The 19,008-nt window shown below is 36.2% G+C and carries 19 protein-coding genes; 15 read left to right on the top strand and 4 right to left on the bottom strand.

The features are described 5' to 3' along the window. Window positions 1-106 precede the first annotated feature (106 nt). The 7 genes from NMG63_RS01190 to NMG63_RS01220 all read left to right on the top strand — a co-directional run bounded on the left by NMG63_RS01190 (window position 107) and on the right by NMG63_RS01220 (window position 7,599). On the top strand, window positions 107-1,621 hold the full coding sequence (locus tag NMG63_RS01190; RefSeq protein ID WP_254007188.1) for an amino acid adenylation domain-containing protein: 1,515 nt from the start codon (window positions 107-109) through the stop codon (window positions 1,619-1,621). Continuing rightward, window positions 1,618-2,796, top strand: a complete 1,179-nt coding sequence (locus tag NMG63_RS01195; protein WP_254007189.1) for an alanine racemase — start codon at window positions 1,618-1,620, stop codon at window positions 2,794-2,796. Before NMG63_RS01190 ends, NMG63_RS01195 begins: the two co-directional genes overlap by 4 nt. Beyond that, entirely contained in the window at window positions 2,793-3,023 is a 231-nt protein-coding gene (locus NMG63_RS01200) for an acyl carrier protein (RefSeq protein WP_254007190.1), read from the top strand. Before NMG63_RS01195 ends, NMG63_RS01200 begins: the two co-directional genes overlap by 4 nt. Continuing rightward, window positions 3,023-4,540: an MBOAT family O-acyltransferase gene (locus NMG63_RS01205; protein ID WP_254007191.1), complete on the top strand. Its 1,518-nt coding sequence runs from the start codon at window positions 3,023-3,025 to the stop codon at window positions 4,538-4,540. The genes NMG63_RS01200 and NMG63_RS01205 overlap by 1 nt, the downstream gene beginning before the upstream one ends. An 8-nt stretch (window positions 4,541-4,548) precedes the next feature. Continuing rightward, window positions 4,549-5,499, top strand: a complete 951-nt coding sequence (locus tag NMG63_RS01210) for an SGNH/GDSL hydrolase family protein (RefSeq protein WP_254007192.1) — start codon at window positions 4,549-4,551, stop codon at window positions 5,497-5,499. 95 nt (window positions 5,500-5,594) lie between these two features. Beyond that, the gene (locus NMG63_RS01215; RefSeq protein ID WP_254007193.1) at window positions 5,595-6,290 is read left to right on the top strand and encodes a response regulator transcription factor; all 696 of its coding nucleotides are present in this window, start codon (window positions 5,595-5,597) and stop codon (window positions 6,288-6,290) included. Then, entirely contained in the window at window positions 6,283-7,599 is a 1,317-nt protein-coding gene (locus NMG63_RS01220) for a HAMP domain-containing sensor histidine kinase (protein ID WP_254007194.1), read from the top strand. Before NMG63_RS01215 ends, NMG63_RS01220 begins: the two co-directional genes overlap by 8 nt. Window positions 7,600-7,633: 34 nt before the next feature. Here the strand turns inward: NMG63_RS01220 and NMG63_RS01225 are convergent, their stop codons facing one another. The 3 genes from NMG63_RS01225 to NMG63_RS01235 are packed head-to-tail and all read right to left on the bottom strand — an operon-like array spanning window position 7,634 to window position 9,216. After that, window positions 7,634-7,951, bottom strand: a complete 318-nt coding sequence (locus NMG63_RS01225; RefSeq protein WP_254007195.1) for a DUF6693 family protein — start codon at window positions 7,949-7,951, stop codon at window positions 7,634-7,636. Window positions 7,952-7,965: 14 nt separating this feature from the next. Next, window positions 7,966-8,253, bottom strand: coding sequence for an MFS transporter (locus NMG63_RS01230; protein WP_254007196.1), 288 nt, complete (start codon window positions 8,251-8,253; stop codon window positions 7,966-7,968). A gap of 15 nt (window positions 8,254-8,268) precedes the next feature. After that, entirely contained in the window at window positions 8,269-9,216 is a 948-nt protein-coding gene (locus NMG63_RS01235; RefSeq protein WP_254007197.1) for a linear amide C-N hydrolase, read from the bottom strand. Between the two features lie 205 nt (window positions 9,217-9,421). Between NMG63_RS01235 and NMG63_RS01240 the strand changes: the two genes are divergently transcribed. From NMG63_RS01240 to NMG63_RS01260, 5 genes are all read left to right on the top strand, one after another. Then, complete coding sequence (locus NMG63_RS01240) at window positions 9,422-11,116, top strand: Na/Pi cotransporter family protein (protein WP_254007198.1); 1,695 nt, start codon at window positions 9,422-9,424, stop codon at window positions 11,114-11,116. 27 nt (window positions 11,117-11,143) lie between these two features. After that, on the top strand, window positions 11,144-11,878 hold the full coding sequence (locus NMG63_RS01245) for a class I SAM-dependent methyltransferase (protein ID WP_254007199.1): 735 nt from the start codon (window positions 11,144-11,146) through the stop codon (window positions 11,876-11,878). Window positions 11,879-11,986: 108 nt separating this feature from the next. Next, entirely contained in the window at window positions 11,987-12,160 is a 174-nt protein-coding gene (locus NMG63_RS01250; protein ID WP_254007200.1) for a hypothetical protein, read from the top strand. A gap of 238 nt (window positions 12,161-12,398) precedes the next feature. Continuing rightward, on the top strand, window positions 12,399-13,046 hold the full coding sequence (locus tag NMG63_RS01255) for a DDE-type integrase/transposase/recombinase (RefSeq protein WP_254006428.1): 648 nt from the start codon (window positions 12,399-12,401) through the stop codon (window positions 13,044-13,046). Continuing rightward, the gene (locus NMG63_RS01260; RefSeq protein WP_254006429.1) at window positions 12,998-13,210 is read left to right on the top strand and encodes an integrase core domain-containing protein; all 213 of its coding nucleotides are present in this window, start codon (window positions 12,998-13,000) and stop codon (window positions 13,208-13,210) included. The genes NMG63_RS01255 and NMG63_RS01260 overlap by 49 nt, the downstream gene beginning before the upstream one ends. A gap of 54 nt (window positions 13,211-13,264) precedes the next feature. On the opposite strand, the gene NMG63_RS01265 is transcribed toward NMG63_RS01260, so the two are convergent. Further along, window positions 13,265-14,443, bottom strand: a complete 1,179-nt coding sequence (locus NMG63_RS01265; protein ID WP_254007201.1) for an ROK family protein — start codon at window positions 14,441-14,443, stop codon at window positions 13,265-13,267. Between the two features lie 223 nt (window positions 14,444-14,666). Between NMG63_RS01265 and NMG63_RS01270 the strand changes: the two genes are divergently transcribed. From NMG63_RS01270 to NMG63_RS01280, 3 genes are read left to right on the top strand one after another with little or no spacing between them, the layout of a single operon-like run. After that, a complete protein-coding gene (locus NMG63_RS01270) occupies window positions 14,667-15,947 on the top strand; it encodes a PTS sugar transporter subunit IIC (protein WP_254007202.1) in 1,281 nt (426 codons plus the stop codon). A 21-nt stretch (window positions 15,948-15,968) separates the two neighbouring features. After that, complete coding sequence (locus NMG63_RS01275; RefSeq protein WP_254007203.1) at window positions 15,969-16,868, top strand: DUF7916 family protein; 900 nt, start codon at window positions 15,969-15,971, stop codon at window positions 16,866-16,868. A 21-nt stretch (window positions 16,869-16,889) separates the two neighbouring features. Then, window positions 16,890-18,989, top strand: coding sequence for a family 16 glycosylhydrolase (locus tag NMG63_RS01280; protein ID WP_254007204.1), 2,100 nt, complete (start codon window positions 16,890-16,892; stop codon window positions 18,987-18,989). Window positions 18,990-19,008: the final 19 nt, after the last annotated feature.

A 19,008-nucleotide genomic window follows, 5' to 3' on the forward strand; every position in this document is an offset into this window, starting at 1 on the left:
ACTGTTCTAGAACTTTTTTTGTTCTCTTAAGAATCTATAAGTCGTTCTTAAGATTGTGTTAAGAAAGCGAATGGTATAATTGGCACGAAATAAAAGGAGTTTTATGATGAATCATATACTAAAGTATTTTGAAGCAACTGTAGAGCATCATCCAAAAAAAATCGCAGTTGTTGAACCGAATCAAACGATAACTTATGAGAATCTGTTTACTCAGGCTCAAATCGCAGGAACGTTTTTTATAAATCATTTTGATAAAAATAATCCAATTGTTATTTTTAGAGAGAAGGGAATCGATACACTTTCTTTAATGTTTGGTGCAGCCTATGCTTGCTGTCCCTACGTGATTGTAGATCCATCACAACCTGATGATCGTGTTGTTTCGATTCTTGAAACACTAAAAACGAAATATATTATTGCTGCTGCTGATCAAAAATGCCGTATTGAGCAATTGGGTTCAAATATTAAATTCATAGATTTCAAATCAGTACTGTGCGGAAGTTCAGATGATGCACGGATTGAGCAACGCATGGCTTCGCATATCTCCACAAATCCGCTTTATATACTCTTTACATCAGGTTCCACAGGAAATCCTAAGGGTGTAGTTGTTTCACATCAATCTGTAATTCGGTTTATTCGTGATTTTACCGATAAGTTTTGTTTTTCTTCAAACGATGTGATTGCGAATCAAGCACCTTTTGATTTCGATGTATCAGTTAAGGATATTTACAGTTCAATAATGAAAGGTTCTACCTTGGTGTTAATACCAAAATCATTTTTTACAAATCCTGTAACATTACTGGATTATATTTGTGAGACGAAAGCGACTGTTTTAACGTGGGCTGTATCAGCACTGTGTCTAGTAAGTCAATTAAAAGGTCTATCCTATCGGAAACCAAAGCAACTGCGACAAATAATGTTTAGTGGAGAACGTATGCCCGTTAAACATCTAGAGAAATGGCGTGAAGCCTGTCCAAACACGGAGTTTGTAAATCTATACGGTCCAACTGAAATTACATGTAATTGTACTTACTATATTTTGGAAACAGATCGACATTATGATGAGGAACTTCCAATTGGTATACCGTTTTATGACGATCAAGTATTTTTGTTAAATGAAAATGATGAGCTTGTCAACGATTCGGATGTACTTGGAGAAATTTGTGTTGGTGGTTTGAGCTTGGCACTAGGATATTTCAATAATCAAGAACAGACAAATCGTGTTTTTGTTCAAAATCCGTTAAATCCATTTTACCGGGATGTTATTTATCGTACCGGAGATTTAGGATACTATAACAAAAACGGTGAATTATGTATTAGAGGGCGTAAAGATTTTCAGATAAAACATATGGGTCACCGTATTGAATTGGAGGAAATTGAACGCAAAATTGAGGAACATCCTAGCGTTTCAAGAGCTTGTTGTGTCTATCATGAAAAAAAATATAAAATCTATGGCATCTATCACGGGGATCTCGATGTAAGGGAACTTATTTCATATTTAGAAACAAAGCTTCCTCATTATATGATTCCTAATACGTTTATACAGGTGCATCAAATGCCCTTAACTAAAAACGGAAAAATAGATCGTCAACTTTTAAAATCGGAAGTAGGGATACACGTATGAATCTAATGGAACTGTGCACATCGTGCAACGAACTCAAAACACCATGTTATATATTTGACGTTGATTTTTTAGAAGAACATGTTCAATCAATCAAAGCATCATTACCTGCCAATACGAAGTTATGTTACGCAATGAAAGCCAACCCATTTTTAGTTGGTATTCTCGATAAAATAGTAGATTCATTTGAAGTATGTTCTCCTGGAGAATACCGTATTTGTCAAAGGAATAATATTTCCAATCGAAAAATAATACTTTCTGGTGTTTATAAAAACTCTGAGGATATCAGGGAAATTATACAGATGGAAGAACAACCAATCTATACAGTCGAGTCTATCAAACAACTGGAATTACTTAATGATTTATCAACCGAGTATCAGAAACAAATCAACGTAATCTTACGATTGACAAGTGGTAACCAATTTGGAATGGACGCTACTGAAATTGAGCGAGTCTTTGATCAAACAAACGAGTTCCAGTTTCTAAAATGGCATGGTATTCAGCTTTATTCAGGAACGCAAAAGCATAAACTTAACAAAGTTCAGGCCGAACTCGAATCGTTAAAATCATATATTGAAACATTGAGAAGTCGTTATCAAATAGAGCTCCCTTGTTTAGAGTTTGGACCGGGATTAGGTGTTCAATACTTCGAATCAGATAAACCAACACTTTCCATTCCCGAATTTAGTTCAGTTCTCAAAAGTTTGAGCTTCGATGGGGAAATTGTTTTAGAGATGGGCCGAATTATTGTTGCAGGTTGTGGCACATATTTAACGCGTGTTGTGGATATAAAAACAAACGACATGAAGCATTATGCAATTTTAGATGGCGGAATTCACCATGTTAGTTATTACGGTCAGTTTTTAGGAATGAAGTGTCCAAATATTGAACGTATTGCTTTAAATGAATCTCCCGAATATTCTGCACAATGGAATTTGTGTGGTTCTTTATGTACGGTTGCGGATGTCTTGGTAAAAGATTATGAATCAGTCCTCGCGCTGAATGATGTTGTCGCATTCAAAAATGTAGGAGCCTATAGCGTTACAGAAGGAATAAGTTTATTCCTTAGTAGAGACCTTCCACAGGTTAACCTATACCGTAAACAAAGTGGTATTGAGGTTATTAGAGATACTGTAGAAATAGATATACTGAATTCAATTAAGGAGAGAAAAATATGAATAAATTACTTGAAATTTTAGAAGACATAAAACCAAATATCGATTATGAAACAGAAAATCAATTGGTTGATAAACGGATACTTGATTCGTTCTCAATCCTGACTTTGGTTGCAGAACTTGAAGATTCTTTTGATATCGAAATTCCCTATGATGAAATCAAACCGAATAATTTTAATACACTCAAGAGTATGTGGGAAATGGTAAGTCGTCTTAGCGGTGAAAACTAATGGCATATCATAATTACATTTATCTTTTCTTGTTTTTGCCGATTATGATGATTATGTATCAATTATGCAATCAAAAATATCGGTACCTTGTAATGCTTCTTGGAAGCATTACTTTTTATCTCTTGATGAGTTCAAAACTGATTGTATATTTGGTACTCATCAGTCTATCTACATATGTCATTGGTTTAGGATTATCTCAATCGAAACAGAAGCATAAAGGCCTTTTTCTGTCTCTTGGAATTCTGATTCCATTAGGGATTTTAACGGTCTTCAAATATTACAACTTTATTGGAGAAAATCTGAATTCTGTGCTGAAAGGTCTTGAATTAACCATTCCATATCGAAAATTTATTCAACCAATCGGTATTTCGTTTTTTTCATTACAAGCGATCAGTTACCTTGTAGATGTTAAAATGGGGAAAATTAAGGCAGAACAAAACCCGTTTAAAATCCTACTATATCTATCGTTTTTTCCAACCATTATTGAAGGACCGATAGCACGATATGATCAGGTTATACCACAGCTTAGTACAGGTGAGGCGATTACATATTCTTCGTTAACATTTGGATTACAACGAGTACTGTGGGGCCTTATTAAAAAAGTTGTAATTGCCGATCGTCTCGATCCGTTCGTGGGATCTGTTTTTAAGAATGTTGACACAAATGGTGGTGTCGTGATTTTAATTGCAGTTCTTGCATATACGCTTCAACTTTATTCAGAGTTCTCGGGTACGATGGACATTGTTTTAGGAAGTGCTGAGATATTTGGGGTGAAATTGCCCGAAAACTTTAACCAGCCTTTCTTTTCAAAAAGCGCATCTGAGTTTTGGCGACGTTGGCACATGACCTTAGGTGGCTTTTTTAAAGACTATATTTTCTACCCTATTTCATTATCAAAATTTAATCGTAAACTAACAAAATGGCTCAAGACTAAAATCGGAAAAAGATATAGTCGTCTATTACCAACGCTAGGCGCATTATTTGTTGTGTGGGTGTGCAATGGACTGTGGCACGGAGCTCAATGGCAGTACTTAGCCTATGGTATGTATTATTTTGTGATTATTGCATTTGGAATGATTCTGGAGCCATTGTTCTTAAGTCTATTCAGTAGAACAAAACTAAATCGAGAAAGTAAATTTCTTAATGGATTAAGATGGATAAGAACTATGCTTATTGTTAATTTTGGAATGATGTTGTTTCGCTCTCATGGAATATCGAAGGCCATTTCAATGTTAACTAAAATGATACAAGATTTTAATGTGAATCAAATTATGGATGGATCCCTCCTTAATAAAGGAATGGATATTCATGATTTCGGAATCATTCTATTTGGGTTAGCTATCATGATTATTGTCGGTTTTCTTAAAGAAAATGGTATTCAAATAAGAATCCAAATTGCGCAGTGGAAGAGTTATGTTCGCATTCCGTTTTATTATGGTGCAATGTTATTCTTAGTTATTTTTGGAGCTTATGGTTATGGTTACGCAATCGTAGAACTTATTTATGCAAACTTTTAGGAGGTCTTATGAAAATAATTAGATCAATTTTGTTTACCCTTGGTTTTATTGCTATATTATTTACAATAACACCTCTTTTTGCTCCCTATGAAATCGACCAATTCGCAAAAGGGAACAGTACAGCGTTCAATGGTATTTTTGCAGAAGACACGAATCGTCTAGATATGCTTTTCACGGGTGACAGTGAGTCGTTTACGTCATTTATGCCAATGCGATTTTGGGAGAAACTCGGTATAAAATCTTACAATATAGCAGTCGCTTCTCAAAATTTAGCGGATGGACATAAGACGATTAGTCATATTATTCAAAAGCAAAATCCTAAAATGATTGTTTTAGAAACGAATCAAGTTTATACCAACATTGGAGGACTTGCTAATCTTGTAGATAAGTCGATGACAAACACGCTGGCCAATGTGTTTCCAATCTTGAACTATCATGATAATTGGAAGCAAATTCTTTCGCTAAAAAAAGCGCAAAGTGTAGAGATCAAGCGAAATCCTCTGAAGGGGTGGCGCATCAATCGTAAAGAAAATGCCTATGAAGGCGGACCGTATATGCATCAAACGTTAGAAGAACGGGAAATTCCGACTTTGAATCGACATTATCTTGATGAAATCGTTTCTTTATGTAAAGAACATAATATTCAATTGCTTCTTGTTAGCGTACCGTCTCCAAGAAATTGGAATTACGAAAAACACAATGGCGTAAGCGCCTATGCAAAAGAAAATCAGATACCTTTTTTAGATTTAAATCTTGAAGCCGATTCAATAGGGATTAATTGGCAAGAAGACACCTACGACAAAGGTGATCATTTGAATTTAAAAGGCGCCGAAAAGGTTACGAGACGCCTCGTTGATTACGTAGCTCAAAATTATAAAATTAAGAGTGAATATACTGAAGAAGAAAGAGTGTTGTGGCAAGAAGATTTTAACGCATTTATTCAGCAGATTAACCCATAGTTCAATCGAAGCGTTGATGTGCTAAATCTTAAAATTTCTTAAATAACACACAAAGTATAGTAAAAGAAACATATAATAGAGGAAAGGAGGTGCTTATGAAAAAGATACTTATTGTTGATGATGACAAAGAAATCAGAGATTTAATGAAGCGTTATTTAGAAATCGATGGATATGAGGTTGTAGTGGCTTCAGATGGAAATGATGCAATGAAATACCTCGATGAAAGTATAAAACTTGTAATACTCGATGTTATGATGCCTGAAATTACAGGCTTTGAGGTCAGCGAGGTAATAAGGAAAAAATATAATGTTCCAATTTTATTTGTTTCCGCAAAAGCTACGGAGCAAGATAAATTTGTAGGTTTTTCTGTTGGTGGTGATGACTATCTTAGCAAACCATTTTCTTTTTCAGAGCTAAGCCTTCGTGTAAAATCACTCCTAAGACGTTATATTCAATATGATCGTGCAACTGAGAATATTTCTGAAAAGAACCACGTTAATACGATTGATTCAATTACAATTGATCTTGATAAAGGCATTACGTTTAAAGATGGGTTGCCTCTGGATTTAACGGAGCGGGAATTTCGAATTCTCAAATTATTAGCCACAAATCGTGGAAAAATTTTTTCAATCCAAAGTATTTATGAGAACGTTTGGCAGGATGAGTACTTATACTCATCTGCAAATACAGTCATGGTGCATATTCGTAACTTAAGAAAAAAAATTGAAATTTGTCCGGAAAATCCGAAGATAATAAAGAATATCTGGGGTAGAGGTTATAAAATTGATTAAGCATCGCAAGCAGTCGCTCACATTGGGTCTTAAAATATTCCTCATAACGGTTGGGTCAATTTTGGCGTCGTTATTTGTGTTTGTAATCACGATAACGTTATCCATTGATCCAATTGCTACGTATGTGAAAGGCGATGAGCGGATTCACTCAAGAATGCTTCGAGATAAACAGGATTTACAACACTACATCATCGATAATGATATTACACCGATGAATATTGAAGATTTGAGTCCCTGGCTTGAAAATCATAAATATATGATTATCTATATCGTCGATGTAGAAAACAATAACATTGTGTATACTAATGACGATCTTTTTGTAAGTAAAGAACTTGAAATAGCCGGAAATACGTCGCTCGAATCGACGATGCTTTATATCGGTGGTAAGTACTTCTATATAGATATGTTATATTCTGTGCGAGCAGAAGTAGAAAATTACGCAACCTATCTCGGTTTAATCCTTTCATCAATGACCTTTTTACTTGTTTTCTATTATGGTATTCGAAATATTACCAAAAGAGTTAAGCAACTAACTAATGAGATTGAAATTATTGGAGCAGGAACACCAAACAGTTATATAAGTGATAAAGGGAATGATGAGCTAGGACGATTAAGTTTTGAGATTAATGCGCTTATTACAGAATTATCTCAAAAAAACCAAGAACTTGTTATTTCTGAAAATGCACTCAAAGAACTCGTAACAAGTTTGGCTCACGACTTAAGAACGCCACTGACTTCTTTAATTGGGTATATCACCCTTATAAAGCTTGAGGCTCAATCAGAAGATATCGAGGATCTTGCGAACCGTTGTGAACAAAAAGCACTCCAAATGAAGACAATTTCCGATGAGTTATTCTCACTTTTCTCGACGCTCTCTTTAAATGAAGATAGTGAGTTACCCCTTGAACGCGTACATGTTCAAGATTTTATGGAAGGTGCAGTTGATCGTCTCAAATCGGATTTAAATCTAAAAGAATTCGAGGTAGTGATTCATCAGACTGTTAATGAAGAAAACCATTATGTAAGTCTTAATCTATACTACATGGATCGTCTTTTCGAAAATATTATTTCAAATGTATTAAAGTATGCGGAACCGAAGTCAACGATACAAATTGAAGTTACAATTGAAAATTCATGGTGTACCCTTGAGATTGTAAATGGAATAAGAGTTGACCAAGTTACAGAAGAAGCATCTGGTTTTGGATTACTATCGTGTCGTAAAATTGTTGATACTCATAAAGGACACTTTTCAACTTCACGAGATAAAAATATCTTTAAGACGAGCGTTGAGTTGCCAACCAGTCAATAAAAAACAGCGGAAATATCTCGCTGTTTTTTATTGATTAATAATCGTAGTTGCCAAGCATTTCAGTATTCTCTACACGCCATGAGATAAGTTTTACACGTACAATAATTCCATATAATCCAAATGTAATGAGAGTCAAAATCCACCAGATGACCCAATGACCGAATAAACTTACAGAATCACCGTTGAAGCGAAAACGTTGTCCATTGATAACTGTATGTTCTGACTCCCAACGGTAGGTTCGAACGAGAATCCAAGGTGTCCCTAAACCTAAAGTAACAATTGCAATGATAATATTTACTAATTGTAATCCAATATAGGACCAAATTGATCCGTCAAAATATGATGATTTCATATAAATCCTCTTTTCTATTTTTTATTTCGATGTTTTAAAAAATAAAACATGATTGATCCAAGTGCCACCGTTATAATAGTAGCGAAAATCATGGTTTGCCATGAACCAAAGATGACAATCGCGACATAATTAATAATTGCGATAATAATACCTATTAACGTGATTAATCCATAATAGCTCTTCATGGCAATACCGAATTGGTTGCTGATGATATGTTTTTTCTTTTCAGCAAAATAACCAGCAAATAAAATTGCGAAGGTCACTACAAAAACTAACCAATTCAATTTAAAAAATGTACTCATCTTCTATTCCCCCTGTTATATTTTAATCAACTCAGACTGATCAAGATCGAAATCATGGATGCAGTGGCTATAAGTGTTATAGCTATCATAGGTTCTATAAGCATAGGTCTGCGTTGAATTAACCATAAACGACATATATTGAGTATAGTCGATGGTTTTTCTTTGTGTTACGACACTTCCTTTAGCAATATCAACACCGTTAAGAATGTGACTTGCGGCAATAATAAGTTCTCTATCCGTATTTGGTTTTTGTGCGCTCAGTTTCGAATAGAGCGCTTTTATAAAACGAGAAGGAGGGGTTAAGTCTCCGGGAATTCCAAAGGTTCCACTTCCTTGCCCAAAGGGTTTAAACTCTTTTCCGTATAGTGTTCTTGGTTCAACTTGTCCCGGATCAAGACCAATATAATTTCGAATATTAGTCAGATGCCAAGTATAATCGGGGCTGTTTGTAAGTACACCAATTTGATTATTATGAATCTGAATTCCATGGTCCGTAGGTTCTACAATTATGGATGCGCCATTTGCATCCTGGAATACCCAATGCAGGGAAGGGACGATCCCTAAGAACTCAATAACATGATGTGTAATTGGATGTTCTTGAAACATCATCCGGACATCTTCAATTGTCTTACAATGTGCAAGAGCCCACATGACCACTTCATGGGGTGCAAGTGATTGATTTGGTATGCTCTCTTGAACATAACTCGCGTAACCTTCAAAATATAAAGCCGCTGCTGCCAGTCCATATTCATTGATACCATCCGCGAGCGCGTAGGTACCAATGTTTTTTGCGAGCCCAAAATATGCATAATGACTCGAAATCTCATGATTTAAATAAGCAAAATGAAGTGGAACATTGCGTGGAAATAAAACCATTTCAGGGTCTAGTTCAAATGAAAAATCCATTGTTCGTGCCATTAAAAAATGATTTTGAGTACTTTTTAACGTGATGTTTGTACACATAAAAACACCTCCCAAGTTTGCCTTGCATAATTATTATAGGGGAAATCTTTATACAATACATAAATCTGATATGATTTCGCAAGAATATCATGGTTTCATCACAATTTGATTTTCATCCACATCTTCATTTATTAACAAAATATCACACTAGATTTGGCTCTGGGTGTTACGATTAGTTTAAGAATCCAATAGCAGGAGGTGCATGATGTTATTAATCGGTGAAGTTGCACAGTTTTCAGACATTGCATTTAATGTAATACTTGGTGGTTTTGGTATGTTCTTGTTGGGCATTAAGTTGCTTGGGGATGGCTTCAAGGATGCGGCAGGATCCAAAATCAGAGATTATATCGAACGTTATACGGGTAATTTACTCTCCGCAATTCTAGTTGGGACAGTAATCACTGCGTTGATGCAATCGAGTACAGCCGCTACTGTAATTTCTATTAGTCTTGTTCGTGCAGGTTTGATGAGTCTTGAAGCGGCGATTGGAATCTCTGTGGGGGCGAATTTAGGGACGACGGTTACAGCTTTAATGATCGGACTGAATATTGAGGCGATGGGTTATTACTTTGTCTTTATTGGGGCTCTAATTCTACTCACAAAGAAACGATACAAAAGTGTGGGTCAAATATTCTTTGGGCTCGGAATAACATTTGTAGGGCTTGAATTAATGAGTGATCAGTTAATTATCTTGCAAGATGTTCCTCAGTTTGAAGCATATTTAGTTAAAATGTCAGATAATCCGTGGCTAGCCCTTTTGGCTGGGACCATTGGAACAGCAGTGATTAATTCATCAATGGCTGTGATTGCGCTTGTCCAGAAGATTTATGCCGGTGGTGGGATGACAATGGTTGCAGCATCTGCCTTCGTATATGGTTCTAATGTCGGGACAACATTAACGGCGATCCTTGCTTCAGCCGGAGGATCTGTATCCACAAAACGCGCTGGTTGGTTCCATGCCCTTTATAATGTGATTGGTGCTCTAATTACTATGTTATTTATCTATCCATATTCAAACTTTATTTTATATATTAATGGGAAAATGGGTGGTTCACCCGAAATGGCTGTAGGGATTAACCACTTCGTCTTTAATTTAATTTGGGTTGTAGGAATCATTCCATTTATTCCGGCCTGTATTCGACTTCTTAAAATCCTAATACCTGGAGAAGATCGTATTAAGGAACGTGAAAAAATTGAGGCTCTGGATTATGAATTAATTAAGACGTTTCCGGATGGAGCCTTTCAATTAGCACAGAAACAAACACTACAGATGGCTGATTTGGTTGTGGAATCTTTTGAAACGACACATGATTATCTTACAACACGTGATGAGGAAGACTTTGATGTTATTGGTCAGTTGGAAGAGATGGTTAACGAATTGGATTACAATTTAACACGATACCTTCTTGCGATTGCGAAGGATACACAACTGGATGGTCGCATGGCGGAACAATACTCAACCAGTGTTGATATCGTTAAAAATATTGAAAGAATGGGCGATATAACCACAAATATTGCGGAGTTTTATGAAAGAATATTTGAAAATAGAGGATCGTTTTCCGAAGAAGCATTGTACGATCTTGAAACGATGTACAAGTTGGTGTTGGATATGATTCAACGAAGTTTTAAAATGCTTAAATCGGATTCACTTCAAGGATATGAAAAACTTGTACAGGATGAGGATTACCTCGATTTAATCGATGAGAAATACCGTGAACGTCATTTCCATCGTATCTCGGATGGTATTTGTGACGATCCGATTGCAAGTAGTTTGTATGTAGATATTCTTGCCTCTTTAGAACGCTTAGGGGATCACTGCATAAATATTGTGGAGAAGGTAAAAGAACGTAATCCTGAGAAAACGATTGAAACTGAAATACAAGTTGATACAATGAATTAATATCGAATAAAGAGAGGTTTTTAGTAAATGTATTCAAAATTAAGTACGATGTATTATGAAACATCAAAACCCATTGGAACATCACTTGGTGGTGACATGGAGTTTTATTATCAAGCAATCAAGGACGCACGATCTATCCTTGAAGTTGGCTCGGGAACGGGTCGGTTATTAATTCCGTTTTTAAAAAATGGACTGGAAATTGAAGGTATTGATGCTTCTAGCGAGATGGTCTCGATGTGTATCAGTAATTGTATAGATCATGAAGTAAAACCACGTGTTAAACAAATTGATGTCTATGATATGAGTGAAGTTGGAACATTTGATTCGATTATTATTCCTACAGGAACATTTTGTTTATTTAGCGACCCAAATGCAGTGATTGAGAACTGTTATGAACATCTCGAGGAAGGTGGGAAGCTAGTTCTTGATTTAATCTTTCCACATGGATTTGTTCCGGGGAGTGTTCATCGCCACGTAGTTTATCCGAATCAAAAGGATGTATTGTTTCTTGAAGATCATCAACATACAATTAATTGGCAAGCACAGCAAACCAGACAGTTTTTTAAATATGAACTCTGGCGTGAAGATAAATTTTGTGAACAGGAATTAGAAGTATTTGATTTATATTGGTATCAAATAGATCAGATGGAAACGATGTTAAGGAATAGTGGTTATGGTCAGATTGAGTGGTTTGGAGATTACACTAGCGGATATGATGTTGGAGCAGATTACGAGGTTCTAACACTATGTGCATATAAATAAAAAAAGAGTCAACTTTAAGTGGAGTAGTAAACTAAAAGTAGACAAGTAAAAAAGACTTGTCTACTTTTTTTGTGTAATAATTAAATCCACGATAAAACGGAGGGATTAATGATGGGAAGACCCAAAGGTGGATTAAATGATAAATGGACTTATGAGGATCGCATTAAAGTCGTTACACGTCATGTTGATGAACATATAAGTGTTGCGAAACTATCACAAGTCCTAAAGGTACGATTAATGGGTGGATTGATCGATTCATGCGCGATGGTAAAGAGGGTTTAAAAAAATAAGAAAAAGACAGGAAATCATTTTTCTGCGCTTCATACGAGTAAATCATTAACTGAGATTGACGACTTCAACTCGAAATTCTAAAACGAGATATTGAGATTGCACGATTAAAAATAGGGTACCAGGTGAAAGGAGTTGGTGTAAACAAGGAGTTCGTTACTTTAAAAGACAAGAATTCCAAATAGCACATGATTTATCTTTTAAACATCCGATTACGTTCATTCTTAAATTTATGAATTTGAACCGATCTGGTTATTACAAGTGGTTAAAGCATAAAGATGATCTCAATATTTATGAACAAAAAAGAGCGATTCTTAGCGTTGTGATTAAAGACTGGCATCGACGTTTTCCAAGTTATGGTTATCATGATATCGCTGCAGTCATGAGAAAGCAAAGTGATTTAGGGTTTGAATTTTCAGATAATTTAATCCGCAAGTGCTGCAAGTTTTTAAATATTAAATCAAAAGTTAAACACTATTCCTATAAAAAATCTGGAACACAAAGTCGAATTTATCCTAATATTATAAAGAATCAATGGAAGGCAACAAAACCTTTAGAAATTATTGTTTCAGATATGACACATATTCGAAACAAAGGGATTAATTATGAATGGACCTTAATAGTTGATACCTTCAACAATGAAATTATAGGTTCTGCATTATCGCGTACAACTGGTGATCCTAAGCCTTACTACAAGTGTCTCGAGGATATTCTTGCGCTACTTAAGGATAATAAAAAAACAGCTCCCACGATTCTTCACACAGATCAAGGAGCTGTCTACCACTCTAAAGCTTTCGCTAAAGCGCATGAAAATTATAACATAATTAGACTATGTCACGAGCTGGAACACCTACAGATAATCCAATTGTCGAATCATTAAATGGATGGATTAAAGCAGAAATGGCGTGTGATTATCAATACTGGTCCGTAGATAACTTTGAAAATTTTATCGAAGAATATGTACATTATTTTAATTTTGAAAGACCTGCTTACTGTTTAAATTACAAAACCCCTATCCAATATAAAATGGATAAGGGTTTCTAGTCTTTTATTAATGTCTGCTTTTGTTTGACAACTCCAACTTTAAGTTGGCTCTTTTTATTGACAAAGTAATGTTTCACTAATAGCCAGTGCACAAGCTGCACGTGCTCCATTTGCTTTTGAATACGGTTTAATTTTTTTCTGAATTGTTTGTCTTGATATGAATTCGGAATCATGTTCTCGGATTTTATTCAGTAACAATGTAGACAATTGTTCATCATCAAACAATTGACCGTGTAAATAAATTATATCCGTATCGAGGGTAACAATGATGTTATTGAGGGCGATTGCTAGAAAATTAATCGCATTTTCTAATAATTGAATTACAGCAGAATCACCGAGGTGATAGGCTTGCAATAAAATATCCATCGATAATTCATGTTCTTCGTTTACCAGCTGTTTTAGATAAGTATTTGCGGAACTGTTGAATAGTAGACTTGCTTTATGAAGTAACCAGGTTTGACTCGCATAGGTTTGCAGACACCCAACTTTGCCACACTCACATTGTTCTCCGAATGGATTAACAACCAAGTGTCCGATTTCTCCAACAAAGTAATTATTACGTGCATAGAGATCGCCTTGATAAACATATGAACAAAAGATTCCACGTCTAAAATGAAGGAATAAAAAATTCGCATCGGTTTTATCATGCCCAAATAAACGCTCGCGTATTGCCATTGCGTTAACATTATTCTCAAAATAGACTGGCAAATCGAGATGTTGCTTTAAATAATCGAGAGAGAAGTTAGACCATGAGTGGTTATTGGTCAGAATATGGGCTGATGATCCATCATAGTGTCCGGGGATTGCAATACCGATACTTGTAACGGGGGTATCGCTATGTTTATTCATAAAATCTTTCATTGCTTTTACTAATAAGTCATGACGCACATGATCGGATTTAGAGAGCGTAAATGCCTCTTCAAAGAGAATGTGGTTAAGATTATCGGATAAAGCCAATGTAAAGGAGTGCTCAAACAACTCAACACCGAGATAATAAGAATGATTGGGGAGAAGTCCTAAGAGTATTTTACGTCTACCTACTCGTGTATTGTCGGTATCTTCTCCGATTTCGCAAATTATTTTGTCGTTGATTAAGTGCTGTGTTAGATCACTTACGGTTGCTGGGGTAATGTGAAGCGTCTTTGAAATATCGATGCGTGAAAGTGGGCCTTTTGAGTATAATAAGTCAAGAATTAAAGCTGTTTGCTTTGTTTTTGCTTTACTGAGTTGCATATTTCACCTCCATTAAGAACATTGTAACCTATTAATTATTATTTGTAATCATTAATGGGTGAAATTTAACAAAACCAACACAATTATCAAATGTAAGGCTTTACATTTATTATGAAGTGTTCTATAGTGTAGGTAGTTGGTAATATAAAATAATTAATTACTGAGATATTGCGCACATTTTCATTCTAATTGTTCTATATTATAACCAAAAGAGGAGGATATTATGAATAAAGTAGGAGATTTTTTAGAAGAAAAAGTTTTGCCTGTAGCAGCAAAACTTTCAAGTAATAAATTTTTAATTGCAATTCGTGATGGTATTACACTTTCAATGCCATTGATTATTATCGGTTCTATTTTTATGGTTATAGCAAGTTTTCCAGTACCAGGTTGGGAAGCGTGGTTGGGAGATATTGGTGTTGCGGGCTACCTTTGGAAAGGTGTAGACAGTAGTTTTGGATTAGTTGGATTAATCTCAGCATTTGGGATTGCTTACAGTATTGCAGATCAGCACAAAACAGATGGGATTTCAGCAGGTATTATTGCCTTATCAGCATTTATCGTTGTAACGCCATTTGTTAAGGGGGAAACAGGTGCTGGTATTACGGTTGGACTTGTGGGTGCTCGTGGGCTCTTTGTAGCGATCATCTTAGCAATTATTAGCGGTCTTATCTACCAATGGTTTATCAATAATAATATTGAAATCAAAATGCCAGATACAGTACCACCTGCAGTTGCGAAAAGTTTTAGTGCAATTATTCCGGGTGCAGTGATTATTACAATGTGGTTAACCATCTTTGGTTTACTTGATAAATTTGGTTTACCAAACTTACATGATATTGCAGCTGTTGTGTTAGGAAAACCGTTTGGATTACTTGGAAATAACATTATTGGTACAATGATTGTTGTTGCATTTAACAGTATTTTCTGGTTCTTAGGAATTCACGGGGGCCATGTTGTAAACTCAATTATGAAACCAATTTGGATTGCAAACTTAGATGCGAACCGTGTTGCTTATCAAGCAGGCGAGGCATTACAACACATTATTACAGAACCATTTATGGATAACTTTGTATACATCGGTGGTGGTGGAGCCACAATCGGTCTTGTACTCGCAATTGCATACTATGCACGTAAGAAAAAAACAAGTTTACGTACTAAAGCTCTTGCGCCAATTACAGTTGTACCAGGACTCTTTAATATTAATGAGCCAACAATGTTTGGACTTCCAGTAGTGCTTAACTTATTATTAATTGTTCCATTCATCTTAGCACCAATGCTTAATGCACTTATTACTTATTTCGCAATGGCATCGGGACTTGTTCCTTTAACACGTACTGTAGCAACTTGGACAATGCCACCAGTAATTAGTGGATTCTTAACAACTGGTAGTATACGAGGATCAATCTTACAAGTTATCTTAATTGCCCTTGATATTCTCTTATACTTACCATTCTTTGCAATGGTTGAAAAAGGATTTAAGGCAGAAGAAACAACAGAACAGTAATTATTATATAGAAAGTGTGAAATGATGAAACGATTAATTAGTGCAAATACGAGTGATATTTTAAACATGACAGCTGAAGAACTTAAACAAAGTATTAAAGCGAGTGAAGGACGCGTAGTTTTATCGGAAAACTACGCTGCTCGCGAAAGCTTTGTGGGAGATATTAGTAACTCTGAGATTGCACGTGCATGTGGTGCAGACTTGATATTACTAAATGGCGTCGATGTATTTAATCCGGATTTATTTGCAATTGAGTGTATCGAAAAGAATTTTGTGGATGAGCTTCATCGTTTAGTTGGAGCTCCCATTGGTGTTAACTTAGAACCTATTGATCAAAATGCAGAGATGACAGAGTCACGCTTTGAGATTGCTTTAGGAAGACAGGCAACTGTAGAGACAATTGAAGAGATAGAACGTCGTAATTTTGATTTTGTTTGTTTTACAGGAAATCCTGGTACAGGAGTCACAAACGAAGCGATTATCTCTACAATTAAAATCGCAAAAGAGAAGTTCTCGGGTCTTGTTATTGCAGGTAAAATGCATGGAGCCGGTGTTGTGGGTCCAATTATTGACTTAAAAACAGTAGAAGCGTTTATTGAGGCAGGAGCGGATGTTATTTTAGTCCCTGCTGTTGGAACGGTTCCAGGATTTGATGCGAACGAACTTAAGGAAATTGTGCAATTTGCACATGCCCGCGATACTTTAGTTATGAGTGCAATTGGGACGAGTCAAGAAGGTTCAACGCCTGAAATTATTGCACAAATGTCAATTCAAAATAAGATTTGTGGCGTGGATATTCATCACATTGGTGACGCTGGATATGCAGGATTAGCTCCGGTTGAAAACATTTTTGCAATCGGTCAAGCAATCCGTGGTATTCGACACACACTCTCATCATGTGCCCGCTCTGTAAATCGCTAAACATTAATAAAGGAGCATGAAATGCGTAAAGGTTTAAGAAATATCGTTACAGTATTTATGGTTTTAGCTTTATCAATGACATCAATCTCAGCGCTTGAGGGTGATGCTAAGAATTTAATTCAAGATGGTGATTTTGAACAAGGTGGGTCTTCATGGACACAACGCAATAAAGGTGAGGTTCAAGACAAGGTCTCTTATGATGGCAAGTATGCTGGGGTTGTTCCTCATACAGCAATTTCAGGTAACTTTGCAAATGGTTTTATTGGTCAAGTTATTCGACTTGAGCCCAATACAACCTATCATGTAAGTGCTTATGCGAAAGTGGATGTTAAAGGGGCGGATGCAGTCTTTACAGGCCGCTTTTGGGATGGTCAACAAGGGGATGTTATTAAGGGAGAGAACGGTCAAACCGTAGATCAATTAGTTTCATCAACAGACTGGCAAAAAGTAAGTTATACATTTAATTCAGGTACGGAACAAGGAGCATTAATTCAACTTGTAAAGTGGTCTGAAAAAGAAGAAACAAAGCAGTCCAATGCTTATGTTGATAACGTTGTGGTAACGAAAGAATTAAATGTTTCAGAAGAGAAGAATGAGGACGTCTTTACAGAAGTATGGCGTGATGATTTTGAGCAAGAATCCCTGAATATGGAAGACTGGGGTTATGAGCTGGGTTCGATTCGTGGAATTGAACAACAACATTATGTAAACAATCCAGAGAACGTATTTTTACGTGATGGTAAGCTTGTGTTACGTGCAACGGATCGTGATGTATCGGATCAATATTTACATCCACGTGATGCATCTCGCAAAGTAATTTATAACTCAGGAAGTATTCGTACACACGGACAACGCGAATTCTTGTATGGTAAATTAGAAATTCGCGCAAAACTTCCGAAAGGAAGAGGCGCATTCCCAGCCTTTTGGACTTTGGGAGCTGATTTTACCCTTGATGGTAAGATAAAAGCAGAACAAGGTCGTGGTTGGCCAAGTACGGGTGAAATTGATATCATGGAATTAATCGGTGAGGATCGCGATGGTTCCCATGGTAACCGTACGGTTTACCAAACTGTTCATTATGGTCCTGCTGAGGACAATGTGGGACGCTTTTCTGGAAACGGTACAGCGCATACCATTCCTCAAGGAAACTTTAATGATGAATTTCATACATTTGCATTAAACTGGACCGAAGATGCTTTGGAGTGGTATGTTGATGATCAAAAAGTTCATACGGTACCGTATGGACAGGATCCAATGGCTAAAGATATTTTCAATAAGCCTCAATATATTCAACTTAACTTAGCGATGGGTGGAGCATGGCCGGGACCTGTGGGGGAAAACCTTGCAGGAACTGAATTTGTAATCGACTCGGTATCGTATCAACAAACCGCTGCCCAAGCGAAAGCTGCGCAAGCCTATTATGACAAGGCACCGAAGTTAGAAGGGGTTAAACCACTCACAATCATGCAAGGTGGAACAATTAATCCCCTTGATGGAATTAAGACAATAGAAGGTTATGATTTAGACTTCTCAATCGAAGATACACCAATGTTTAATCCACGCGGTGGAAATTCTAATGTGAAACTTCTTGTAAAGGGTTTGGCTGAGAAGGATCTCATTTCAAATCTTCCAGAAGGAACGTATAATCTTCATTATAGTGCAACGCCACAAGGTGTTGATTTAACACAAGATATTAAATCACCGGTTGCACGTCAAGCAACAACACTTGTTGTTTCAAAGCAAGCCTTTCCTCAATCGTTTGAACTTGAAATAACAGAAGGGAGTACACTATCGACACTTACTTTACCACAAGGATGGACATGGAAGAATCCAGATTTTGTTGTGAAGGAAGCTGGAATGTTCACCGTTCTCTATGGTGTCAATAATGACGAACATTCTGTGCATGTATCACTTCGAGAAATTGCAGAAGTACCTAAAGAAGAGAACAAGCCTGCGGAAGTTCTTGGTGAGAAAAAAGACAAGGACGTTACATCGACTGAAATGACTCTACCGAATACGGGTCAATACACATCAAGTTTCGCAATTGTGGTTGCGTTATCACTTACATGTATTGGTTATGTGATGTTGAAGTTAAATAAAGAATCAAAAGAAAATGAATAGTTTAATTTTTTAGGAAGCC

This window comes from Erysipelothrix amsterdamensis (assembly GCF_940143175.1).
Taxonomy (GTDB): Bacteria; Bacillota_I; Bacilli_A; order Erysipelotrichales; family Erysipelotrichaceae; genus Erysipelothrix; species Erysipelothrix amsterdamensis.

Coding starts and splice junctions, on each gene's coding strand:
- NMG63_RS01190 (WP_254007188.1), top strand. CDS start 107: ATGAATCATATACTAAAGTATTTTGAAGCAACTGTAGAGCATCATCCA.
- NMG63_RS01195 (WP_254007189.1), top strand. CDS start 1,618: ATGAATCTAATGGAACTGTGCACATCGTGCAACGAACTCAAAACACCA.
- NMG63_RS01200 (WP_254007190.1), top strand. CDS start 2,793: ATGAATAAATTACTTGAAATTTTAGAAGACATAAAACCAAATATCGAT.
- NMG63_RS01205 (WP_254007191.1), top strand. CDS start 3,023: ATGGCATATCATAATTACATTTATCTTTTCTTGTTTTTGCCGATTATG.
- NMG63_RS01210 (WP_254007192.1), top strand. CDS start 4,549: ATGAAAATAATTAGATCAATTTTGTTTACCCTTGGTTTTATTGCTATA.
- NMG63_RS01215 (WP_254007193.1), top strand. CDS start 5,595: ATGAAAAAGATACTTATTGTTGATGATGACAAAGAAATCAGAGATTTA.
- NMG63_RS01225 (WP_254007195.1), bottom strand. CDS start 7,951: ATGAAATCATCATATTTTGACGGATCAATTTGGTCCTATATTGGATTA.
- NMG63_RS01230 (WP_254007196.1), bottom strand. CDS start 8,253: ATGAGTACATTTTTTAAATTGAATTGGTTAGTTTTTGTAGTGACCTTC.
- NMG63_RS01235 (WP_254007197.1), bottom strand. CDS start 9,216: ATGTGTACAAACATCACGTTAAAAAGTACTCAAAATCATTTTTTAATG.
- NMG63_RS01240 (WP_254007198.1), top strand. CDS start 9,422: ATGTTATTAATCGGTGAAGTTGCACAGTTTTCAGACATTGCATTTAAT.
- NMG63_RS01245 (WP_254007199.1), top strand. CDS start 11,144: ATGTATTCAAAATTAAGTACGATGTATTATGAAACATCAAAACCCATT.
- NMG63_RS01250 (WP_254007200.1), top strand. CDS start 11,987: ATGATGGGAAGACCCAAAGGTGGATTAAATGATAAATGGACTTATGAG.
- NMG63_RS01255 (WP_254006428.1), top strand. CDS start 12,399: ATGAATTTGAACCGATCTGGTTATTACAAGTGGTTAAAGCATAAAGAT.
- NMG63_RS01260 (WP_254006429.1), top strand. CDS start 12,998: ATGTCACGAGCTGGAACACCTACAGATAATCCAATTGTCGAATCATTA.
- NMG63_RS01265 (WP_254007201.1), bottom strand. CDS start 14,443: ATGCAACTCAGTAAAGCAAAAACAAAGCAAACAGCTTTAATTCTTGAC.
- NMG63_RS01270 (WP_254007202.1), top strand. CDS start 14,667: ATGAATAAAGTAGGAGATTTTTTAGAAGAAAAAGTTTTGCCTGTAGCA.
- NMG63_RS01275 (WP_254007203.1), top strand. CDS start 15,969: ATGATGAAACGATTAATTAGTGCAAATACGAGTGATATTTTAAACATG.
- NMG63_RS01280 (WP_254007204.1), top strand. CDS start 16,890: ATGCGTAAAGGTTTAAGAAATATCGTTACAGTATTTATGGTTTTAGCT.